Below are 19,689 nucleotides of genomic sequence, written 5' to 3' on the forward strand. Positions count from 1 at the left end.
TTCCCCCTCAAATATCCAACCGGATCTGACGATCGCCGCGTGCGTCGTGGATGGACGCCGCGGCCTTTGTCAGCTCAGTCCAATCGGCGATCAGGGCGTTGTAGGCCGTGGCCTCCTTCGCATCCTTCCGCTTGTTTGCGCTGATGTCGTAGAGGCAGTAGGCGAGATCCTTCACCGCCACGGCCTGGGTGCTGATCTTCTTCAAAAGGACGGCGGTATCGTGGGAGATACCGTCCTTCTCGTGCAGGCGGATCAAATGCTGGAGACACTCCCACACCGTCAGGTGTCTGTCCTCTTCCGGATCCCAATCCTTGTCGAGTTCGTCACGGGCGAGGATGCGGACCTTGCCGGCGGCGCTATCTATGATCCCGGCGTGCTTGACGCTTTCGACCGCGATACCGCGCGCACGGGCAAGGTTGTCAGCCACACCATAGTCCCCCTTGCCTTTCCCGTGCTGCTCGAACCAGGTGATGGCGAACCGGGTGTCCGCGTCGAACTCACCCTGGATGCCCCCTAGGTACTCGTCGAGTTCTTTGTTGATGAGCTGAAGCGCGGTTTTCACGCTCATCGGATTGTCGTCTGACTCCAGCACAGTCTTGTAGCGCGAGAACACGCCCATGCCGGGGCCGATGGCTGATTGTGGCATATCCGCCGGCGCGATGTTGGCGGCCTGAAGCTCGGAGATCGATGGCGGCAGCTCGCGCTTCAATGCACGGATGAACTCAGCGCGTGTAATGCTTTCTGCCGTGGTTTCCTTCTTTCGACAAACGAGGACGACGGAGTTGGCAAGAGCATTGGTCCCCGAGGCGATCATGCGGTTCGCCATTTCGGTACGCATCGGCCAAGTACCAACGACAGCGTAGCCGGCTTCGACTACTGCTTGCAGAAAGGTGGCCCAACCTGTCGAGCTGATGCCCTCTTGATCAATCTCGCTCTGCTTGAATGCGTAATAAATCGTCGCCGGAAACGCATCCGATGATTGGGCCGCCATATTCGCGATTGCACGGCTCATCCCATCAAGGAAAAAGCGTTCGGCAGACTCGCGCCCCCCATGCCGATACGGCGTTGCTACCAGCTCCTCGGCCTTGGGCGTGGCGAGAACGGAAAAGACCTCTGGATATACCTTCTGGATATTTGGCTTCATCCAGCAGTAGAAAAAGTCCGACAAATCCGCATAGCCAATATTGTCATAATAGGGCGGATCGCACGAAATAACGGTCCCCGCTGGGTATTCGGCGGTCTGCGCGTCCTGATTACACTCGATACCCGGTGAAAATGGTAGAAACCGGTCCAAAACCTTGGAAACCGTTGTCGCGCTCACGAGAAAATCGCCAGCAGCACTTGCAAATGGATTGGCCTCGAAAAAATCCCACGACATGGGAATAGCCTGCCGACTGAACATATTCTTTAGCTGCGTCTTGTCCGCTGCCCACCGGCAGATCGTGTTGCAGCTGTCGGCAAGTCTGCTACCCGCCAATCCAAGATAGACGCTTACTGCCTCAGCATAGGCTTGGGCTCCGCTACCGCCATCGCGCAAAGGTACGCCATCGTTCTGGAGTCCGACGGCCAAACCATCGACCTCAATTTGTTCCCGTGCTTCCTGTACCAGATCGCTGAAAGTGTTCAGAGCCACCAACTGGCGATCAGTGAACAAGTCGCCGAAAGTCGCTAGGCCGTAGTCCACCGTCCAGAAATTGCGAGGATCGTTCGGGAGTTTGGTTACCGGTTCCCATACAGGCTTTGCCGACAGGGCGATTGTTTCGTGCATCTCCGTAGGCGCGACATAGGCTCTGCTGCGATTACCTTCCGCAACAATGGCGATCAGCGTTTGGCCCATTTTGCCGGCACGCCCATTACTCTTCACATAGTCAGGAGTGATTGCAGCATCTGACATAAGGCAGCGGAAATTCGCGCCGCGACCTGCCTTGGTCCCCTCCTTGGCCGCCGCGATCTCGGCTTTGGTTCCGCCATGCCTGACCCGATAGGAAATGGACTTCGCCTGCTTATCGACGATGGGCTCGACCCACGCCTCCTTGCCGGTCTTAGTGCTGAGCAGGAAGCTCGATGCGATTGGTACCGCAACATTCGAGAACGCTGGATCGGGACTTGGCACCGTGCGCGCCCAGATCCAACCAATCACTGTCGCCCTGGCCCCCCCATATCCCTTCGTCAGTTCAATCTGCGGATAGAGATGCCCGATGCGTTCCCATGCCTTCTTGCGCATCCACTCGCCGTAATATTTGACGTCCTCCGCTAGACCCTCGGCGTTACGATAGAACTGCCGGTCCTTCGCGCCCCGATGGACCGGCTCCTTGTCCTTGAACTTCGGCGGGATCTCGATCATCGCCTTGCCGATCATCACCGCGACCGGGTTCAGATCAGACCCATAGGCGGGCAGACCGAGACGCTGCGCCTCCAGCGGGATTGACCCGCCGCCCGAAAACGGGTCATAGACTGGCGGCAACTCGCCGCCGCAGCTCTTGCGGATTTCGACACGGGCCCGTTTCAGCACCTTCTCGTTAGTCGAGTTCTCCCACTTCACCAGGTCCTCGATGATGGCGAAGAGCCGCTTGCGCTCAATCTCGACCGCTACGTCCTCCAGCGTCGGCTCTGGTGAAACCGCCGCCGTCCCCTGCGCCGAAGCCTTGCTCTTCTCCCAAGCAGCAAGGCGCTCCGGTAGTTCCGCTTCCGCCTGAGCACGGAGTGAGGAGTTGGCGAGCAGTTCTTCGGCGTGAGACGAAGGGTCATCAACCAGCTGGGCAAAAAGAACAGCTCGACACGCAGCTAACGGCCGCCGCGCCCACCACAGATGCAGCGTTGACGGATGGCCATGCCTGATCGACTTCTCGCGCGCAGAGGCCGCATTGATCGCTTCGAGCGGAATGGCGACTTCGATGAGTTTCTTTTTGTAAGCTGTCACAGTTCCACCTCGATCCAATCGAAATCAGGAAACGGCTCGCCCGGATGCCGAAGCCTTAGCTCGCCCATCAAGGAACCGTCCGAAAAAACACTGCCGTAAAATGTCCCGCCATCCAGATCGGCGGGCGTGTCTCGCCGCTCCGATGGTTCCAGCGCCATCAACTCTGAAGCACCAGCCGGCTGTACCGCCGAACTCAGAGCGCGCAGGACTTTCAGATCAAGGCCGACAAGTTCGATGTCGATGCCATCCCGGAACCAGGGGAAAGGCCAAAACGGCCAGTCTCGGAATTCACGCCAGAATTTGCGGCTAGACAGGTCGGGATACCTCGGCGCCACAGACGCGATGCTGACAGCATATTGGCGTCCACCCACGGATAGAAGAGGAAACTCGTATCGCCGCGGCTCCTCTTCGTCTTCCCGAAGCCGAGTAGCCGCGTCGTCCAATCCCATCAGCGATAGCCACGAGGAATAATTAGCCCGGCGAACCGCGTCGCGGGGGAATTCGACAGGATTTTCAGAGATCTCCGGTTCAGGGTCGACGAAAGCGATAAGCGATGTCTCGCCGGAAGTATCTCCGGTTTCACGTAGGAAGGTGCCGATCGCAAAGCTCTTGATTGGCTGGGGGGTGATATATTTGTCCCAACCGTCGAGCTGGGTCAGTCCCTCCCTCAGGGCGCCTTTGATTGGCGGTTTCCGTCCAGGAGTCGAGAACCCACCCTTGCACTCGGCGAGCACCCATTCCTGTCGTGCGTTTTCGGCGATGAAGTCTGGTGCCTTCGTCTTGTCTGCTGGCCATTGCCTATTTTGCGTGGTGGCGCGTTTCCTCCATTCGGTTTCAAAGCGACCGACATAGGCGTAGCCGGTGTCCTCCAGGAACAGTAGAGCCATACCTTGTGCAATCCGACCGGCTAAGCCAGTGCCGGCGAAGTCAGCATAGAAATTTGACATGCCCTCGTTCAGGCACCATTCGCTCGCGTCCCAATCGAACAGGTGACCGTTTTCGAGAAGAAACCCGGTAGCCCCTACCCACCGAATTGGCGCGGACGGCCACCGCAAGCAATCAGCCTTCTTGACCGCGTGGGCGAGACGCCAAGCACTGAAATTCACGGTGCCCGATGCTTTCGGTAGCGGTCGTGTACGACCGTGGGGCTTCTCCACCTTGGCCTTCGCCAATTCATGGACGGGGAGGTTGCTGTGCCCGTTAAACGCCTGAAGGACCCGTTTGGAAACGCCACCCCAACGAGCCATGTGGTCGAGCGGCAACGCCATAGCGCTAGTCGTTGAGGTCATAAACGAGCCTGTATGTTGCGGGATGAATGGTGATCTCGCCGTTGTCGCGCAGCGCGCGTAGGTGAGTCCCCGTCATCTCGACGGGCTCGCCCTCCGGGTTGACGAGAATGAATGAGTACACGTCGGGCTTCAGATCGAGCAGGCCCCAGATGTCAGCTTCGATCTGAAGCGCGTCGCGCTCCAGACAGTGTTCCTTCGGATAGTAGTGGCACAACACCTCGCCGCTTGCCGAGCGGCGCTCCCACGGAAATCTCGCACCATTGGCGCGGCCGATCCAGCTTCCATCCGAATTGAAAAAGCGGTCGTTGCCGTCGGCCTTGTAACCGTGGGCGAGCGCGAAACGCGCCATGACGCTGGGACGTGGAGGCTTGGGGGCAACACGGGGCTTGGTGGCGATTTCAGCGTCAATCAAGTCATGATCCAGCTCTTTGGGCTGCGGCTCGGGTTCGGGCGGTGCGGTGGATTCATCGTCCTCCGACAGATGGACATCGTCCTTCGCGATCGACGCAGCATCCTCATCAGCGCCCGCGGAAGGCTCCCCTACTACACCGTCCTCAATCGGTGCGGCTTCGGGCGGGAGCTCGACAGCCGACGCAACGGTTTCTTGCTCAGGGCCAAGCGTGAAGTTCTCCTCGAGGTAGTCCTTTATGTCCTCAGGCGATCGATCGAACGCATAGGCTAGGGCTGCGCGAATATCGGTAGTCAGGTTCCTTCCGATCTCCTCGGGCACGCGCTTGGCGAGCTTCGCCTTCGGTAGAGGGCCAACGAACAGTTGACGGTCCAGCCAAAGGACGTCGGTAAGCCGCGCGGTGCCAGCGGGCATACCATCGAGGTAGGGAATGACCTCCAGTTTGGGCGCCTGGACCCAGCTTGTCTCCGCAATCGCTTCCGCTAGTGCTCTCACACGCTCGGTGTCGGCGGAATCGGCAAACTCGATCCGCCCGAGCTGAACTCCGAACGCTGTCAACCAGGCGCGCCGGTCTTCAAGACCCGTAAGCGACGAAGGCTGGTTGAAGCGCTCTTCGACGAGGTCCGATAGCGCAGCCATTGACGCAAACGGGACAGCCTGAACCGTGTCGGCCGAGAGCTGACGGAGATCCGCAGTCCTGCGTTTTACCCAATTGTGAAGGTGCCCGTAAGTGAACAGGCTTTGCATGCTGAGCATATACGCGAGCGTGTCCACCGGAACCCATTCGCCCAGCAGGTTCACCCAATGGCCGCACTCTTCCCAGATTCGCGTCGGGTAGCGTCCCAGCAGGGTGCGAACGCGACGCGCATCGTCGGGCGACAGCACCTTTTCTGATTCCAGAGTGCCCAGCCATTGTAGCGCCAGGTCCGCTGACGGACGATCAGCGACACCGATGCGCCGCCATAAGCTGAGATCGACCACCGAGACCCGGACTGTCGCAGCGCCAGGAACATCCTCTTCATCCCCGGCTAGGAACACTCCTCCCGACGTGACCCACGTGCCGTCGTGGGCAAGTATGAGTTTCTCGGTCCTGAAGGCATCCCTGATGCTCTGCGCGTCCGTGGTCGAGCTTCCGTCAAACATCTGATCGAGACGGCGATACCATTTCTCGACTTCGTGGCTAGGAGCCCTGTCCGACTTTGCCAATGCGCGCAGCCGGTCGAGCAAGCGCTCCGGGCCGCTCGGTGTATTCCGGACGCCGAGCAAGTCCAGCAGCGGGCGGGTCGTTTCCCGGTCGAGCAGCCCCTGCACAAAAGGCTCGACATCGATCAGTGCTTCCGTCTCCGGGGTGCGCCGCAGAAGATCGCCGGGTTTATGCAGGAAACCGCGCACATCGCGAAGGCACGGCAGCTCCCGAAGCCGCGATGCCCACGTCGGAAGTAGCCCGCGGCGCAATACGGTTCGTCGATGGCCGTTGGAAGCTTCCTCAACGATTGTCGCAGATGCCTTCTGTGACCAGAAATCGCTCTTCTCCGCAATCAGTCTCTCCGCGACGGCAGCCCATATGCCGTCGTCCGTCTTTGCTGCGCGCTGCCAATGCGTCCAAAGCTCAGCTGGAAAGTCCCAATCGTTAATATAGAACCACGGGTCCTTGTACCGATACTCAACCCGTCCCGAGAATGCTCGCTTCTTGAGCTCGACATTCAGCGAAGACTCGCGTCCCGAGAACGTCCGCGTCTCTGCAAGGGGTGGGAATGTCCGCAGCCCCGATCTGCCCGACGAGATCCATTGGAGCCACTCGTCGCGGGTACAGGACTTGAAGCTCGCAACATAATCGGGATGTAGAAGCCGAGTTTTCTGGATTGCCTCTGGCAACAGCTGTTCCAGCGTGCCGTGCTCATCGAACAGCACGGCCTTTTCGATAGCGCGAAGCTTCAGGTCAGCACAGGCATACCGAAAGGATCCGCCGATGGTGACCCCCAGCTTAGCTGCGATTTGGGCAAGCTGGACGCACTCGACCAGCTTTGGCTGATCAGAACTGAAGTAATCGACGGCGACGCGTTCGATCACGGCATTGACGTCGCTGGTCCCGTCAAGGCCGATCTCCTCTAGCACCGCGAAGGCTGCCTCGACAGCGTCGCCTCGCCCAGTGTCCTTGGCACTCCTGCCGCGACGCTGTTCAGCGAGGAAGCGCGTCCAGTTCTGGTTGAGTACTATCAGATGGTCGGCCAGGAACTCCCAGTCCTCGTCCGACTGTAGCAACTTCTTCTCGCCGAGTCGTACGACCTCCGAGGCTGAGTAGAGCACTTCCTTGCCTTGGACCGGAACGACGCGTAGTTGATCGGCGTTGCGGCATTGCCAGCCAGTCACCTCGGGCGCGATATACGACCACAAATTCAGCAGGTGTCGCCACGTGGACGGTCGGGGGAGATGCTTGTTACGCAGTTGCTCAAGCAGATCGGCTTTCGAAAATTCCTCGACTAGGTTCCAATGAACCAGCTTGGTTCGGTCTCTCGACGACACATGCTGGCAGAGCGCCGGTCGCGACTGTTTATCGAGCAAGGCCATCGCCTGGTCGGCGGGCCAGATATCAAATATCGGCTGTGGGACAGCGATCGCCCCGTTGGCTGCGGCGACATGGCCTTCTTCGGTGAGCAGGACCGGCCGATCTCCGATCGCTTCATCAAACGCCAGCTCGACAATGGCAGCACAAGTCCCTTCTAGCGTGCTCGCCTCTCGGTCGACGTCTGGGAGAAACCCGTAGGCATCCGCCCTCTCTCGCGGACTGGCTTTGGCTTGTTCGAGCCAATCTGCCATCGCATTGGCGGCGAGCTCGCCGGTGCGCTTCAGCAGCCAGCGATTGGTCGGCGACGTCTCTGGATCTTTGATCTTAAGTCGCGCAGGATCCTGGATGAAGGGAGCGTTGCAGGCGAAGGGAAGCGGGGTCTCAACACCGGTCGGCAGGACAACATAGAGTCGTCCTTTCGCTCCCAGGACGATCTCCACCCGGCAGGGTGGAAAGTCGCCGCCGTCCTCGGCGCCAATCATACGCTCCTTACGGATCTCGTCGAGCGCATCGACCGGAAACTCCTCTTCGGCCGAGCGCACCAGCAGGAAGGGATCATCCGCTTTATCGTCAAGGGCCATCCATTCGCTGTTGGCGATGGGACCCGGGCCGAGGCTTTGCCAATGCACTGCCTCATCGCCGATTTGAAGGCGGCGAATTGTCTTGAAGAAGAGCAGCGACACCGGGCTTTTCAGCCATTCGTCGAGGTTCTTTTCGACCTCACGGCGCAGCAAGGGGTTGGAGATCGCCACCTCGACACGCGTCGTTCCCGACGTGGTGCTCGCGCCGTCGATCCAGCGCGGTTCGGTGAACCGGGTGCGTTCGAAGGCGATAGCGAGAGTCGGCGTGAAAAGCTCGACCCGATCACCCAGGCTGAATGTGCTCTTGAAGCCGATTCCCCGAAAACCGATCGTATGGAGGGCGCGCTTGTTCGAGTAGCCGAAGCGGCAGATCGACGCGAAATGAGCTTCGATGAAATCCTCGCCATCATGCTCGAACACGAAGCGATCATTCTCGATCGATACCCGCGCTTCCTTGGCGCCAGCATCGTCGGCGTTCTGAAGCAGCTCCGAGAGAATGTGTCGCGGGCTTTGCACCTGTTTGAAGAGCTGGTGCCAAGGACCTGCGAGCTCCGGGTCCGCTTCGAGCTGGTCCCAACGTCTCGACGCGCTTTCCCGTATCCGATGGAAATAGCCGGGGGGAGCGGCGGCGCTGGCCGCTATTTGACGCCCCGCGCTCATAGCGGCCACTCAAGTGTAGAGGGAGTGGCTACCAGTTCTGGTCCGCGCGGTGGGGAGCTTTTGCGCCAGCCACCCTTGACCGTTTGGATCGCGGAAATCGCCAAGCGTTGCGCGGCAGCCAGCTCGCACAGTTCGGACACGTGCCAAAATACCGCCCAGTGCCCTTGATTATCCGACGAATATTGCCCCGTAGTCGGGGGGCGATGCAACATGCCATTCGAATGCTTGCCGTTTCCGCTTTCCTCACAACCGACATACCATCCCACCCAGGACACGATAAAACTGTCCTTCGCCGGTACGTCCTCATGCGACGGATATATGAGGACAGGAACACGCTGATCGGCGCGCAGTTCGTCGACTTTGCGGAACAGCTCCCACTTGCGCGAGCCAAATGCAACGAAGCCGGTATTGCCGGAGATTTCGGCTCCCGATTGAAGGTGCTCCAGCGGAACAGGGGCGAGGATGGAGAAGTCCTGGATATCAATCACGACAACCCCCTAAGCTGGCTCTTGCGCCCGCTCCAGCAGGCGACGAAGGTCGAATTGAATTGCTGTTTCAAGGAACGAGGGCTCCCGCTCGACGAGCGGGCCACGCACGTAGCGCGGTTCATGGGCGAAGCCGTCGGCGACCGCTACGATCGCCAGAATGAATTTCTCCGGCTCGTGCAAGGACGTGATGACTTCCTGGCGCGTGATCATCACGGAATTTGCACCATCGATGCGACCTTTGACTTCTATGAACCGAAGATGCCCCGATTTCGGATCATGTGAAGCAATGTCGTAGCCAACCTTCTGGCCGGAGACATCGACAGGAGCGTGTCCCAGAGCGCGTTCCGCCGCCATCACCGCTTGCATCGCGGCAATCTCGATTTTCTTGCGGGCGGCGGGATCTTCCGCGAAATGGTCTGGAACTCGGGGGGCATCCCGCGCAGCCAGAAGGCCATGCGGAATGACCACCATGCCACCGCGCACACGTGGCGGTTGGGATGAAATAAACCGCTCCTGCTCAAGCTGGTCCATTCGGCGCTTCTGCCGCTCCGCGAGGTCCTCGGCACGACGCTGCGCGTTCTGCCAGTTTAGCCGGGTTCGCTTACCGGCCTTTTCTTCTTCTTTCAGTTCGAAGGCACGCGAGTCCCAGTAATTGATCTCTTTTTTCAGTCGGGCCCGGACTTCCTGCTCGACCTTCTCGACTTCAGGCAACCGGCGGGCCTTGACCTCTGAGACATGTTCCTGGGCCAGTTCCACCGTGGCAAACCTGATCGCAGACTTCTCCAGTTCGCTGGTCAGCCATTGCTCGTCGAGCAGGTCACGCACAGCGTCGATCTCTTCTGTCTTTGCCGGTCGCAGGTTGAGATGAGGCGCGATTCCGGCGTTGACAGTCGTGCCGGCTCGGTCGATTGCGGCGAACTGGAGGCGCTGCGAGATTACATGCGGCTTCCCTGCGCTTGTGGTTCGGCCGTCCTGTACTGTGTGCTCCAGAAGGAAGATTGCCGAAATCGCGTCGCCCGGATCGGTCTCATCGACCATGATTGCACCTTGGCGCATGATCTGCTCATATTGCTCGCGGATCAGGCTGATTACGGCCTCCAGAAGCGGGTGACCGGGGCAGATAAAGGAAGCGACTGGCTGCTGGTTGATGTGGGCCTTGTCGAAACAAATCCGCTCATATTGTTTCTGAACAGGCGCTCCGGTGCCAATCTGCCGATCGCGCTCGCGGATGCGTACCGGAACGTGCGTGATCTCCCAGCGCCCATCTTCGCGACGCTTGAGACGGCCACCGAGATGCTGGAATGCCTCAATGAAGAAACTCTGGATGTGATGAGGCTGGAGCCGCTGTGCTTCGGCACGCTCCATTTCGAGTCGCAGCTCATCGACCTTGGCCGCGGGCATAGTGTCGTTGGTCAGCGCCCGCCGCCGAAGTAACTCCAGCAGATGGGATTGATCGACTGCTCCATCTACCTGGCGGAAGAGATATGCTTTCACATCCTCCTGCTCGCTGTACTGCACTGCCTGGAGGAGCAGCTCCTTGAGCGACGTACCTTCAAAAAGCTCACCCAGCACATCGTAGACGCGACCGCCCAATGCCTCCCGTGCCGTCTCCAGCTTTTCTAGGAGCCGCGCATAGACTTCACCTTCGCGCGTGTCAGCCGCCACGAGATTCCACAAGTGACATACCTCGGACTGCCCGATTCTATGGATGCGACCGAACCTCTGCTCGATCTTGTTGGGATTCCATGGAAGGTCGTAGTTGACCATCAGATGCCCGCGCTGAAGGTTCACACCCTCGCCGGCTGCGTCGTTTGCGATAAGGACAAGCAAGTCCTTGTCCTGCATGAATCGCTCGATAACTTTTCGACGTTCCTCGCGCGATACCCCGCCATGAATCACGTCGACTGCCTCGGGATTGCCAAGGCGCGCACGTACCTTGTCGAGAAGATAGTGAAGCGTGTCTTTGGGCTCTGTGAAGATGATCAACTTACGGCGATTCCCCGCCGCGTCAGTCATGAGATCATCGTCGAGAATACGATTGAGTTCGGTCCACTTCGTGTCCACGCCGGAACGCAGGACGCCCATGGCTTTGGACTCGAGGTCTTTCAGCGTCTCGACTTCCAACGCAAGCTGTTCGATCGTCTCAGCCGTCGTCGCGCCAGTTGAAATCAGATCCTCAAGTTCGTCGATCTCCTCCTGGCCGTATTCCTCGATGTTGCCCAGCATATCAGCGTTGAGCGCCGGCTCAGCGACTCCGGCACGGCGCCCTTTGGCCGCCAGCCGCGCTTCGCCCAACTCTGTCTCCAAACGCTCGCGACGGCGTTTCAGCGACTGGTAGATTGCTGCCGGAGATGAAGCGAGGCGCCGTTGCAGGATCTGTAATGCGAAACCAACATTGTTGCGCTTCTTGTTATCCCCTTCGGCGAACCGCTGCACACGGTTCATTTCGGTACGCACATATTCGGTGACGGCAGTATAAAGGGCGGCCTCGCCTTCGGAGAGCTCGTACTTGACTGTGCGGGCACGGCGCGGCGGGAAAAGCGGCCGGCCGTCGAACTTGAGCAATTCCTCCTTCGTCAGCCTCCGCATCATGTCTTCGGTGTCAGCGTAATGTACGCCGTCCCGGAATCGGCCTTCGAAACGATCGCCGTCGAGCAGTGCCATGAAGAGTTGGAAGTCCTCCTCCTTACCATTGTGTGGGGTCGCCGACATGAGCAGGAGATGGCGACAGACTTGCCCAAGCTTCTGCCCGACTTGATAGCGGCGTGTATATTTCACCTCGCCGCCAAAATACGTCGCTGACATACGATGTGCTTCGTCACAGACGATCAGGTCCCATTCGCGGGCGCTCATGAGCTTCTCCTGAAGCTCCTCGTTGCGCGCCAACACATCGAGCCTGACAATTAACCGGTCTCGATCGCTGAACGGGTTGCCCGACCGCGAGGTTTCGATCATGTCACGTGTGAGGATGTCGAATTCCAGATCAAATTTTTGCCCGAGTTCGTCTTGCCACTGCTCAACAAGACTGCCAGGCGCGACGATCAGGCATCGTTCGAGATCACTTCGTGCGATCAACTCCTTGAGGAGCAGGCCGGCCATGATCGTCTTACCGGCACCAGGGTCGTCTGCGAGGAGGAAACGCAACGGCTGGCGCGGCAGCATCTCGCCGTATACTGCTGAGATCTGGTGCGGCAACGGATCGACCAGGCTCGTGTGAATGGCGAGGTAGGGGTCGAAATAGTGTGCCAGCTTGATGCGGTTGGCCTCGGTCACGAGACGCAAAAGCGCGCCATCGGCATCGAACGACCAGGCTCGACCGCTCTGCTCCACCTCAAGGCGATGCTCATCGTCGCGATAGAGGACCGACTCCGCCACCGTTCCGTTATGGTCGCGGTAGACGACGTTAATCGCCTGGTCGCCAATCCAGTCGACCGAAACGACATGCGCCGGCCTCGCCGAGGCAATACCGCAGATCGACGCGCCGTTCTTTACATCCTCGAGTTTTGCACCCATCAGTCGACGCTTCCCCCCGAAATCTTCATAGCTGAAGCTCCGCCTTTTCCAGCGCCGCCTCAGTCTCCTTGCGGTTTAATGCAACGATATGCTGCGTACGAGGGCTTTGCTTTGCCGCATCCACAAGCAAGCCAAGTCGCTTGAGAACATAGAACAGCATTGCATAGCGAACCGAAAGAACGCCGCTCCCGTGGTCGAACCCGTAGTCTTTGGCGACAACCTTTTTCTGGCTCTCCGTGAGATCGGGATGCGGACCGATGACCACGTCGAAAAAGTTGTTCCAGAGCCAGTCCTGCTCGCCAGTTGCCCCGGGGTCGCCTTTGCCGCCGACTTCAAGCGTCCGTGGCAACAGGAAGTCCTTGAACTTGTGCTCAAGGTGACAATAGGCGCGAACATGCCAACGGAACCCGTCATAGCCAAACGCATGCGGCGTGATCCTTCTCCAAATCGGATCCGGGCGAACTTTGTTCATAGACTGATAGAAGACATCCACCGAGACGCCTTCGCGCACGGCATCGAGAATCTTGCGCAGAACCTCGATGTCGACATCCCGCTTGGGCGTTAGCGCAACATCGGTCTTGGGGAGTTCCGCAATCCAGGAATCACTTGATGGGACGGAGCCTTCGGCAACTGAACGAAGCTGGGCGAGATAGACATAAGGGTCGGGATCCAGGAAGCGCAGGACAAACTTCTTGGCAGCAACATAGCGCTTGCCGCGCTTGTCATACTCCATGTTTCCGGGCGCCCTCTCCTGATAAAGCGCCAGATCTTTCGAAGCCTGCGGAACCGACACGCCAAAAAACTCAACGATGTCGGCGCGGTTGATCGAGCCCTCCCAGAACAGGCGAAACTCAATAAATTCAAGCCTTTGCTCAACACCCCAGCGCACTCACGGCTCCCTGACTGCGAGAAACTATACGATTGGCCACCTTGGTCAGACTATAAACTATATGGACAAGACGGAAAGTCCGTGTAATTATTATTCCCATTATAGCCGTTCGTCAACGGCAGAACATCGCTAATTGCCGAAGGAGAGGGTGATGCCGAAGCGCAGTGCAAACCGTGAGGTAACCAGCAAGAAGGCGGCGAGCGCAGCCGCGAAGGTCTTACGGAACCCGAATAGCAGCAAGGCAGCCAAGAGCGCGGCTGCGTCGGCGCTGACCCAGCGTCCGAACAAGAAGTAACCCGGAAAGGGGGCAGCGATGACGGCCGCGAAGCGATCCACCCTTGTCGTGTATGGTCGCCTGGCAATGCGGGAGGCCCGCCTCGCGGCGGCTCGTGGCGGTCAACATGGCCTCCAGATCATGTCATTCGAACAAGCCGCGGTGCGGCTCGCGGGCGGCTTCACCCGCGCGATCGACGAAGAAAGCCTGCGCGCGGCGATCCAGACGGTCCTCCCTGAAACACCGATGGGCGAACTGGAAGATATCAAGATGCTGCCGGGCATGATCGGCGCGGCCGCCGACACACTGCACAAGGCGTGGCGGGCAGGTATCGATCTTGCCTCCCGGTCAGCTGATCATCCAAGGCTTGAAGCCATCGCTCGCCTGGAGGCCGCTGTTCTCACCGAACTTCCGGGCGGAATGATGTGTTCGGTCGATATTGTCGCCACAGCCATCAGCCGGATCACCCATGCGCCCGCCATATTCGGCTCGATGGAAATCGTCGGACTGACCGAACTGTCTCCCTGCTGGCGGCCTCTGCTGAAGGCGCTCGCCGAGCACATCCCCATGCAATGGACGTCAGGTCCTCGCCCTGTCCCAGCCTGGCTCAAGGAAAGCGGAGTTGCTGTCTCTCGAGGCGATGCTGAGGCGCCGACCATTCGATCCGTCAGTGCCGCGACCGCTTACCATGAGGCAGTCGAGACACTGCGTTGGGTTCGGTCACTGCTCGCGTCGGGCGTATCGCCCGCCGACATTGCCATCGCCACCGCGTCGCCGGCCGACTACGACGATCATTTTCTCGCGCTGCGAGCCGATGCCAATATTGATCTGCATTTCGTTCATGGCGTCCCTGCCGTCACGACACGTGACGGACAAGCGGCAGCGGCACTCGCCGACATCGTCGTGCGCGGACTTTCGCAGTCGCGCTTGCGCCGTCTCGCCGCCCTGTGCCGCGATTCTGCACCTCTGGCTTCCCTTCCCGATGGCTGGATGCGCGTCCTTCCAAGCGATGCACCCTTGTCAACGCCGTCCGCCTGGAACCAACTGCTGGCGCGCCTCGCGCCAGACGACTGGCCTGACGGCATGGATCACGCCCCGGTGTTGCGTGCTGCGGTCGATCTGCTGGCAAAGGGACCGGACGCGGTACAGGAGATCGGCGAAGCCTTCCTCAAGGGCCGGGCATTGTCCATCTGGCGCAAAGCCCTTCTGGCAGGGCCCGCCGGCGCGATCGACAGCACGCTGGAATCATTGAAACAGGATGACGGGCTCGAGGCCTCCGTCTCCGTGGCCTGGATGCCGGCCAGCGCCCTCGCCGCGTCGCCGCGACGCTTCGCTCGGCTGATCGGTCTCAATTCCTCCCGCTGGCCACGCGGGATCGCCGAAGATCGGCTGATCCCGGACCACATCATTCCAACGGGCGAGCTCGACCCGCTTCCCGTCAATCTGGCAGATCGCCGTGACTTTGATACGATCCTCGCCACTACGGGCAGCGACGTCGTCCTCACCCGCGCCCGACGCGACAGCGACGGCCGGCTGCTGGGTCGCAGCCCTCTCCTCGCCACCTATGACGAGGAAGCCTATCTGCGGCGCAACGCCGTTCCCGCCCATGCCTTCAGTGAAACCGACCGGCTGATGGCGCGGCCACAGGAATTCGCCGCCGATCCCCAGGCATTGAGTGCGCGTTCCTGCTGGCGCGATTGGCGCATGGCCGATGTGACAGCTCATGATGGAATGGTCAGGTCTGATCATCCTTTGGTTCTCGCGATCCTCGCGCGGACCCAGTCGGCGAGCTCGCTCAAGACACTGCTGCGCAGCCCCATCAACTTCCTCTGGCGCTATGCTCTCGGTTGGAAATCCCCGCAAGGCAGTGCCGAGCCGCTCGTGCTTGACGCCCTGCAAACCGGCGACCTCATCCATCTGGTGCTCGACGGCGCCCTGCGAAACCTCGAGGCGACAGGCGGTATCGCGTCCGCCGACGTGGCTGCCGTTCGGGCTGCGGTGGACGAAGCTGCTGGTGCGGTGGCGGCCGAATGGGAAAGCGAACGGCCCGTTCCGCCCGCTGTTATCTGGGGCCGCACGCTTGGGGACGCGCGCGCTCTTGCCGGACAGGCGCTTGCCTATGGCAATGATCATTTGCCGGGCAGCCGATCCTTTGGCGAAGTCCCGTTCGGCGGGTCCGAGCCCAAGTCGGAGGCGGCATTGCCCTGGGACGCCAGTGTGCCGGTGATCATCCCCGACACCGGATTTCAGATTGCCGGCTATATCGATCGGCTCGACATCGCTGATGACGGCAGTTGGGCGCTCGTACGCGACTACAAGACCGGTAAGTCGCCCAAAGGCAACATCCGCATGAACGGCGGCCGCGAGCTTCAGCGTTGCCTCTATGCCTTCGCCGTCAAGGCGCTCCTGGGCGACCACATCGCGATCAGTGCCTCGCTGCTCTATCCGCGTGAACCGCTTGACCTCCGGCTTGACGAGCCGGACATCGTCCTGGCGGAGATCAAGGCATATCTGCAGGCGGCGAGAACCGCATTGGCCAGCGGCGCTGCACTGCCCGGGCCGGATACCGGAGGCGACTATGACGATCTCGCTTTTGCCCTGCCGGCAAACGCAGGCGCCACCTACTGCAAACGCAAGCAAGCCGCTGCAATCGAGCGGTTGAGCGAAGTCGCGCCGATCTGGGAGGCGGAATGATGAGCAGCGTGGAAGTCCTCAAGGATGATGGTGCCCGGCGTGACGCTATCAGCCGCCACGACCGGTCCATCCTGGTGGAGGCCGGCGCGGGGTCGGGCAAGACCGCCGTCATGGCCGGCAGGATCGCTGTCATGCTGGCGCAGGGTGTCGCGCCAAGTTCCATCGCCGCGGTTACGTTTACAGAACTGGCGGCCAGCGAGCTCCTCTTGCGCGTCCGCGATTTCGTCGAAGATCTCGCCGCCGGCCATGTCGCACCGGAGCTCCGCGCCGGCCTGCCGGAGGGACTGTCTGCGGCGCAGCGCGACAATCTGATTTCGGCCAGCACGGCGATCGACGAAATCACCTGCTCGACCATCCACGGCTTCTGTCAGCGATTGATCAAGCCCTACCCGGCGGAAGCTGATATCGATCCGGGCGCAGCGGTCATCGATCGCAACCAGGCCGATCTCAACTTCCTCGAAATCGTCGATGGCTGGCTGCGCGAGCGATTGTCTGGCGATCAGGGCGGTGTCCTGGCCGAGATGGTGCTGCATAGCCCGGGAGAGACCGTCGCTCTGATGCATAAGATCGCCGAAGCCCTCCGGCGTTCGAGGAATCTGGTCGCACCGGACGCGATGCTCTTTGCAAGCCACCTGCAAGCCTTCCAGCAGGCGGCCGACGAACTATCGGCCTTTGTGCAAGGTGCCGGCGTCGATGAGCCGGAAACGGAGGTCTTCGCCGCGCGCTTTTCTGAAATGGTGGCTGCCCTTCCATCCGTTGCAGATGGTTCCACGCCCGCCGCACTCGTCGGGCTGCTGGTTGCACGTCCGCATCCCGACCTTACGACCGGGGCAGGCAGTTTTTACGCCTACCGCAAGAAGGGCAAATGGGCGGCGGCGGCCAAGCAGGCCGGGCTTTCCAAGGCAGACGGTGACAGGCTGAACGATACGGCCAGCGGTTTGTACGAGGCGTGCTGTGGCGCGTGGACCGCACTGCTCCAGGCGGTTTCCGGCCAGGTCCTGACGACATTGATAGATGAAGCACGCACAATCCTGGCACGCTATCGCGAGCACAAGCGCGCCAGCGCCCAGCTTGATTTCGACGATCTTATCTACGCCGCGCGCGATCTGTTGCGTGACCATGAAATTGTGCGACAGGCGCTCGGTCAGCGGTATTCAAAGGTCTTGGTCGACGAGTTTCAGGACACCGACCCGCTCCAGGCCGAAATCTTTTGGCGTCTATGCGGTGATCCCGGCGATGACCCGAAGGACTGGACGAACTTCCGGATTAGGCCGGGCGCACTCTTCTTGGTCGGTGACCCCAAGCAGGCAATCTACCGCTTCCGCAGCGCGGATGTCGGTGCTTATGTCCAGGCCCGCACGGCCTTCTCGAATCAGGACGTGGACGGACTCGTTTCGATCTCGACCAATTTCCGTTCCTGTGCCTCGATCCTCACTTTCGTCAACGAACGGTTCGAGGCTGTTCTATCGGCTGATGGCCAGCCCGGCTTCACAGCGCTCGATCCCTTCCACAGCGATCCGGATGATGGCGTCTGCGTCGCGGCGATCGATATCGCGGTTGCTGACGAGAACGGCAAGGCCAGCGCCGAGCAGCGACGCGACGCCGAAGCCGAATCGGTGGCTGAACTTTGCGCGCGGTTGATCGGCAGTCATCCGGTCCGGGATCGCAAAGCCGGTGCACAACGCCCCTGCCAGCCAGGCGACATCGCCCTGCTCGCCCCGACCGGCGCGGAACTCTGGCGTTATGAAGAAGCCCTTGAACGCCGTGGCATCCCGGTCGCAACCCAGGCCGGTAAAGGTCTGTTTCGTCGGCAGGAAGTTCAGGACCTCATCGCGATCACGCGGGTTCTCGCCGATCGTCGTGATACGCTGGCGCTCGGCGCACTGCTGCGCGGCCCGATTGTCGGGCTCAGCGAAGAGGAACTCCTGGACATCGTCTGGGCGCTTCCGCGTTCGGAACAAGAACCCGACCGGATCCCGTGGCTCGACCTCGGTGTCGACCCGGCGACAATAATGCATCCGCTGGCGCGCGATGTGATCGAGCGGCTGCAGGCGCTCCAGAAACGCGCCAACAGCACGACACCGCACGATCTTCTTTCGCAGGCCGTTGATGTCCTTCGGGTACGCCCTGTTCTTCTGGAACGGCATCGCGGTCAGGCAGAACGAGCGCTTGCCAATGTCGATCTCTATCTCAGCCTCGCCGTCAGCTATGCAGTACGCGGCCTGCGGGCCTTTTCCGAGACAATAACGGCGGCATGGATGGATGAGGCCCGTGCCGTGGAAGGCCGGCCTGATGCGCAGGAAGAAGCCGTCGCCCTCTACACGATGCATGCCGCGAAAGGTCTCGAATGGCCGGTCGTCATCCCCATTAACACCATGACAGGTGTGATGGCGCCTGATAGCGCCGTGACCGATCGCCAGACTGATACCTTCTACTGCCCGGTTCTGGGTGTCCCTCCGTCCGGTTACGACGCGGCGCGGCAGGCTGAGAAGGATGAACTGGACCGCGAGCGGGTTCGGCTCTGGTATGTCGCGGCAACCCGCGCCCGGGAGCTCTTGGTCTTGCCGCGGCTCGACGCCACGCCTTCAGCGTCGGCCTGGATCGGCCTGGTGGACCTGTCCCTGACAGAACTCCCTCCCCTTGACGTGTCGCATCTGCCGATCGATCCGATCGTGGTGACAGGCGATGCCGCAAACGACCAGACACGGGAGAGCTTTGACACTGAGGCTGATTTGATTGCTGAAAGGCAGATGCACCTGACCTGGCTTGCGCCGAGCCGCGACGAGACGGCGACCGGTTCGGTGCTTCAGGAAGAAGAGCCGGATATATGGATCGGCTCCGCTGATACTTCGGCACCAGACGCAGAAGCGGCCGCCTCCCTCCAGGGCGGGCGCGCGCGTGGACTTATCCTTCACAAGCTCATGGAAGAAATTCTGACAGGGGAATGCGACGAGGCCGGCGCGGCTCTCATCGCGCGTGCCGCTGACCTCATCCGTGCGCTCGGCGAGGAGCCCGCCTCCGAGCCGGCGAACGGGCTTTCGCCTGAGGAACTGGTCGGTTGCGTTACGCGAACGCTGGCCTTGTCGGAGGTGGCGGCCTTGCGTCCCTCATTGCTCGCTGAATTTCCGGTCTATGCCCTTCAGCAAGAGGATGCCGAGCTGGTTGCGACTGCCGGCATCGCGGACGCGCTTACAATTGATCCGGAAGGTCGGCCAACCGTCGTGATCGACTGGAAGAGCGACGTGAATCCCGCCCAGGAGACACTCGATCACTATCGGGCCCAAGTGCTTGCCTATCTCGACATGACCGGTGCTGAACGGGGCCTGATCGTTCTGATGACGAGCGGAACGGTGATCACCGTCCCGCCTTCGCCCCAGACGATTGCGGCTTAGTCTGGGACGCGACC

9 protein-coding genes are annotated in these 19,689 nt (G+C 60.5%); 3 read left to right on the forward strand and 6 right to left on the reverse strand.

Translation table 11 applies throughout. From position 1 onward, the window contains the following. Positions 1–7: 7 nt before the first annotated feature. The 6 genes from FIU93_RS06675 to FIU93_RS06700 are packed head-to-tail and all read right to left on the reverse strand — an operon-like array spanning position 8 to position 13,315. Positions 8–2,920, reverse strand: a complete 2,913-nt coding sequence (locus FIU93_RS06675) for a DUF1156 domain-containing protein (RefSeq protein WP_152505131.1) — start codon at positions 2,918–2,920, stop codon at positions 8–10. Then, positions 2,917–4,188 (reverse strand): hypothetical protein, encoded by a 1,272-nt coding sequence (locus FIU93_RS06680; protein ID WP_152505132.1) that lies wholly within the window; start codon positions 4,186–4,188, stop codon positions 2,917–2,919. The genes FIU93_RS06675 and FIU93_RS06680 overlap by 4 nt, the downstream gene beginning before the upstream one ends. Before the next feature lie 4 nt (positions 4,189–4,192). Continuing rightward, a complete protein-coding gene (locus FIU93_RS06685; protein WP_152505133.1) occupies positions 4,193–8,425 on the reverse strand; it encodes an ATP-binding protein in 4,233 nt (1,410 codons plus the stop codon). After that, on the reverse strand, positions 8,422–8,913 hold the full coding sequence (locus FIU93_RS06690; protein ID WP_152505134.1) for a hypothetical protein: 492 nt from the start codon (positions 8,911–8,913) through the stop codon (positions 8,422–8,424). Before FIU93_RS06690 ends, FIU93_RS06685 begins: the two co-directional genes overlap by 4 nt. Before the next feature lie 9 nt (positions 8,914–8,922). Beyond that, positions 8,923–12,426, reverse strand: coding sequence for a helicase-related protein (locus tag FIU93_RS06695; RefSeq protein ID WP_152505135.1), 3,504 nt, complete (start codon positions 12,424–12,426; stop codon positions 8,923–8,925). A 25-nt stretch (positions 12,427–12,451) separates the two neighbouring features. Then, on the reverse strand, positions 12,452–13,315 hold the full coding sequence (locus tag FIU93_RS06700; RefSeq protein ID WP_152505136.1) for a WYL domain-containing protein: 864 nt from the start codon (positions 13,313–13,315) through the stop codon (positions 12,452–12,454). A gap of 151 nt (positions 13,316–13,466) precedes the next feature. Between FIU93_RS06700 and FIU93_RS31325 the strand changes: the two genes are divergently transcribed. The 3 genes from FIU93_RS31325 to FIU93_RS06710 are packed head-to-tail and all read left to right on the forward strand — an operon-like array spanning position 13,467 to position 19,675. Then, positions 13,467–13,610: a hypothetical protein gene (locus FIU93_RS31325; protein ID WP_173017284.1), complete on the forward strand. Its 144-nt coding sequence runs from the start codon at positions 13,467–13,469 to the stop codon at positions 13,608–13,610. 18 nt (positions 13,611–13,628) lie between these two features. Then, positions 13,629–16,283, forward strand: coding sequence for a PD-(D/E)XK nuclease family protein (locus tag FIU93_RS06705; protein ID WP_152505137.1), 2,655 nt, complete (start codon positions 13,629–13,631; stop codon positions 16,281–16,283). Further along, a complete protein-coding gene (locus FIU93_RS06710; RefSeq protein WP_152505138.1) occupies positions 16,280–19,675 on the forward strand; it encodes a UvrD-helicase domain-containing protein in 3,396 nt (1,131 codons plus the stop codon). The genes FIU93_RS06705 and FIU93_RS06710 overlap by 4 nt, the downstream gene beginning before the upstream one ends. Positions 19,676–19,689: the final 14 nt, after the last annotated feature.

This window comes from Labrenzia sp. THAF35, from assembly GCF_009363595.1.
Taxonomy (GTDB): Bacteria; Pseudomonadota; Alphaproteobacteria; order Rhizobiales; family Stappiaceae; genus Roseibium; species Roseibium algicola.

What these genes read in the sequence shown, in the direction of transcription:
- FIU93_RS06680 (WP_152505132.1), bottom strand. Translation starts at nt 4,188, where the DNA reads ATGGCGTTGCCGCTCGACCACATGGCTCGTTGGGGTGGCGTTTCCAAA.
- FIU93_RS06685 (WP_152505133.1), bottom strand. Translation starts at nt 8,425, where the DNA reads ATGAGCGCGGGGCGTCAAATAGCGGCCAGCGCCGCCGCTCCCCCCGGC.
- FIU93_RS06695 (WP_152505135.1), bottom strand. Translation starts at nt 12,426, where the DNA reads ATGGGTGCAAAACTCGAGGATGTAAAGAACGGCGCGTCGATCTGCGGT.
- FIU93_RS31325 (WP_173017284.1), top strand. Translation starts at nt 13,467, where the DNA reads ATGCCGAAGCGCAGTGCAAACCGTGAGGTAACCAGCAAGAAGGCGGCG.
- FIU93_RS06705 (WP_152505137.1), top strand. Translation starts at nt 13,629, where the DNA reads ATGACGGCCGCGAAGCGATCCACCCTTGTCGTGTATGGTCGCCTGGCA.
- FIU93_RS06710 (WP_152505138.1), top strand. Translation starts at nt 16,280, where the DNA reads ATGATGAGCAGCGTGGAAGTCCTCAAGGATGATGGTGCCCGGCGTGAC.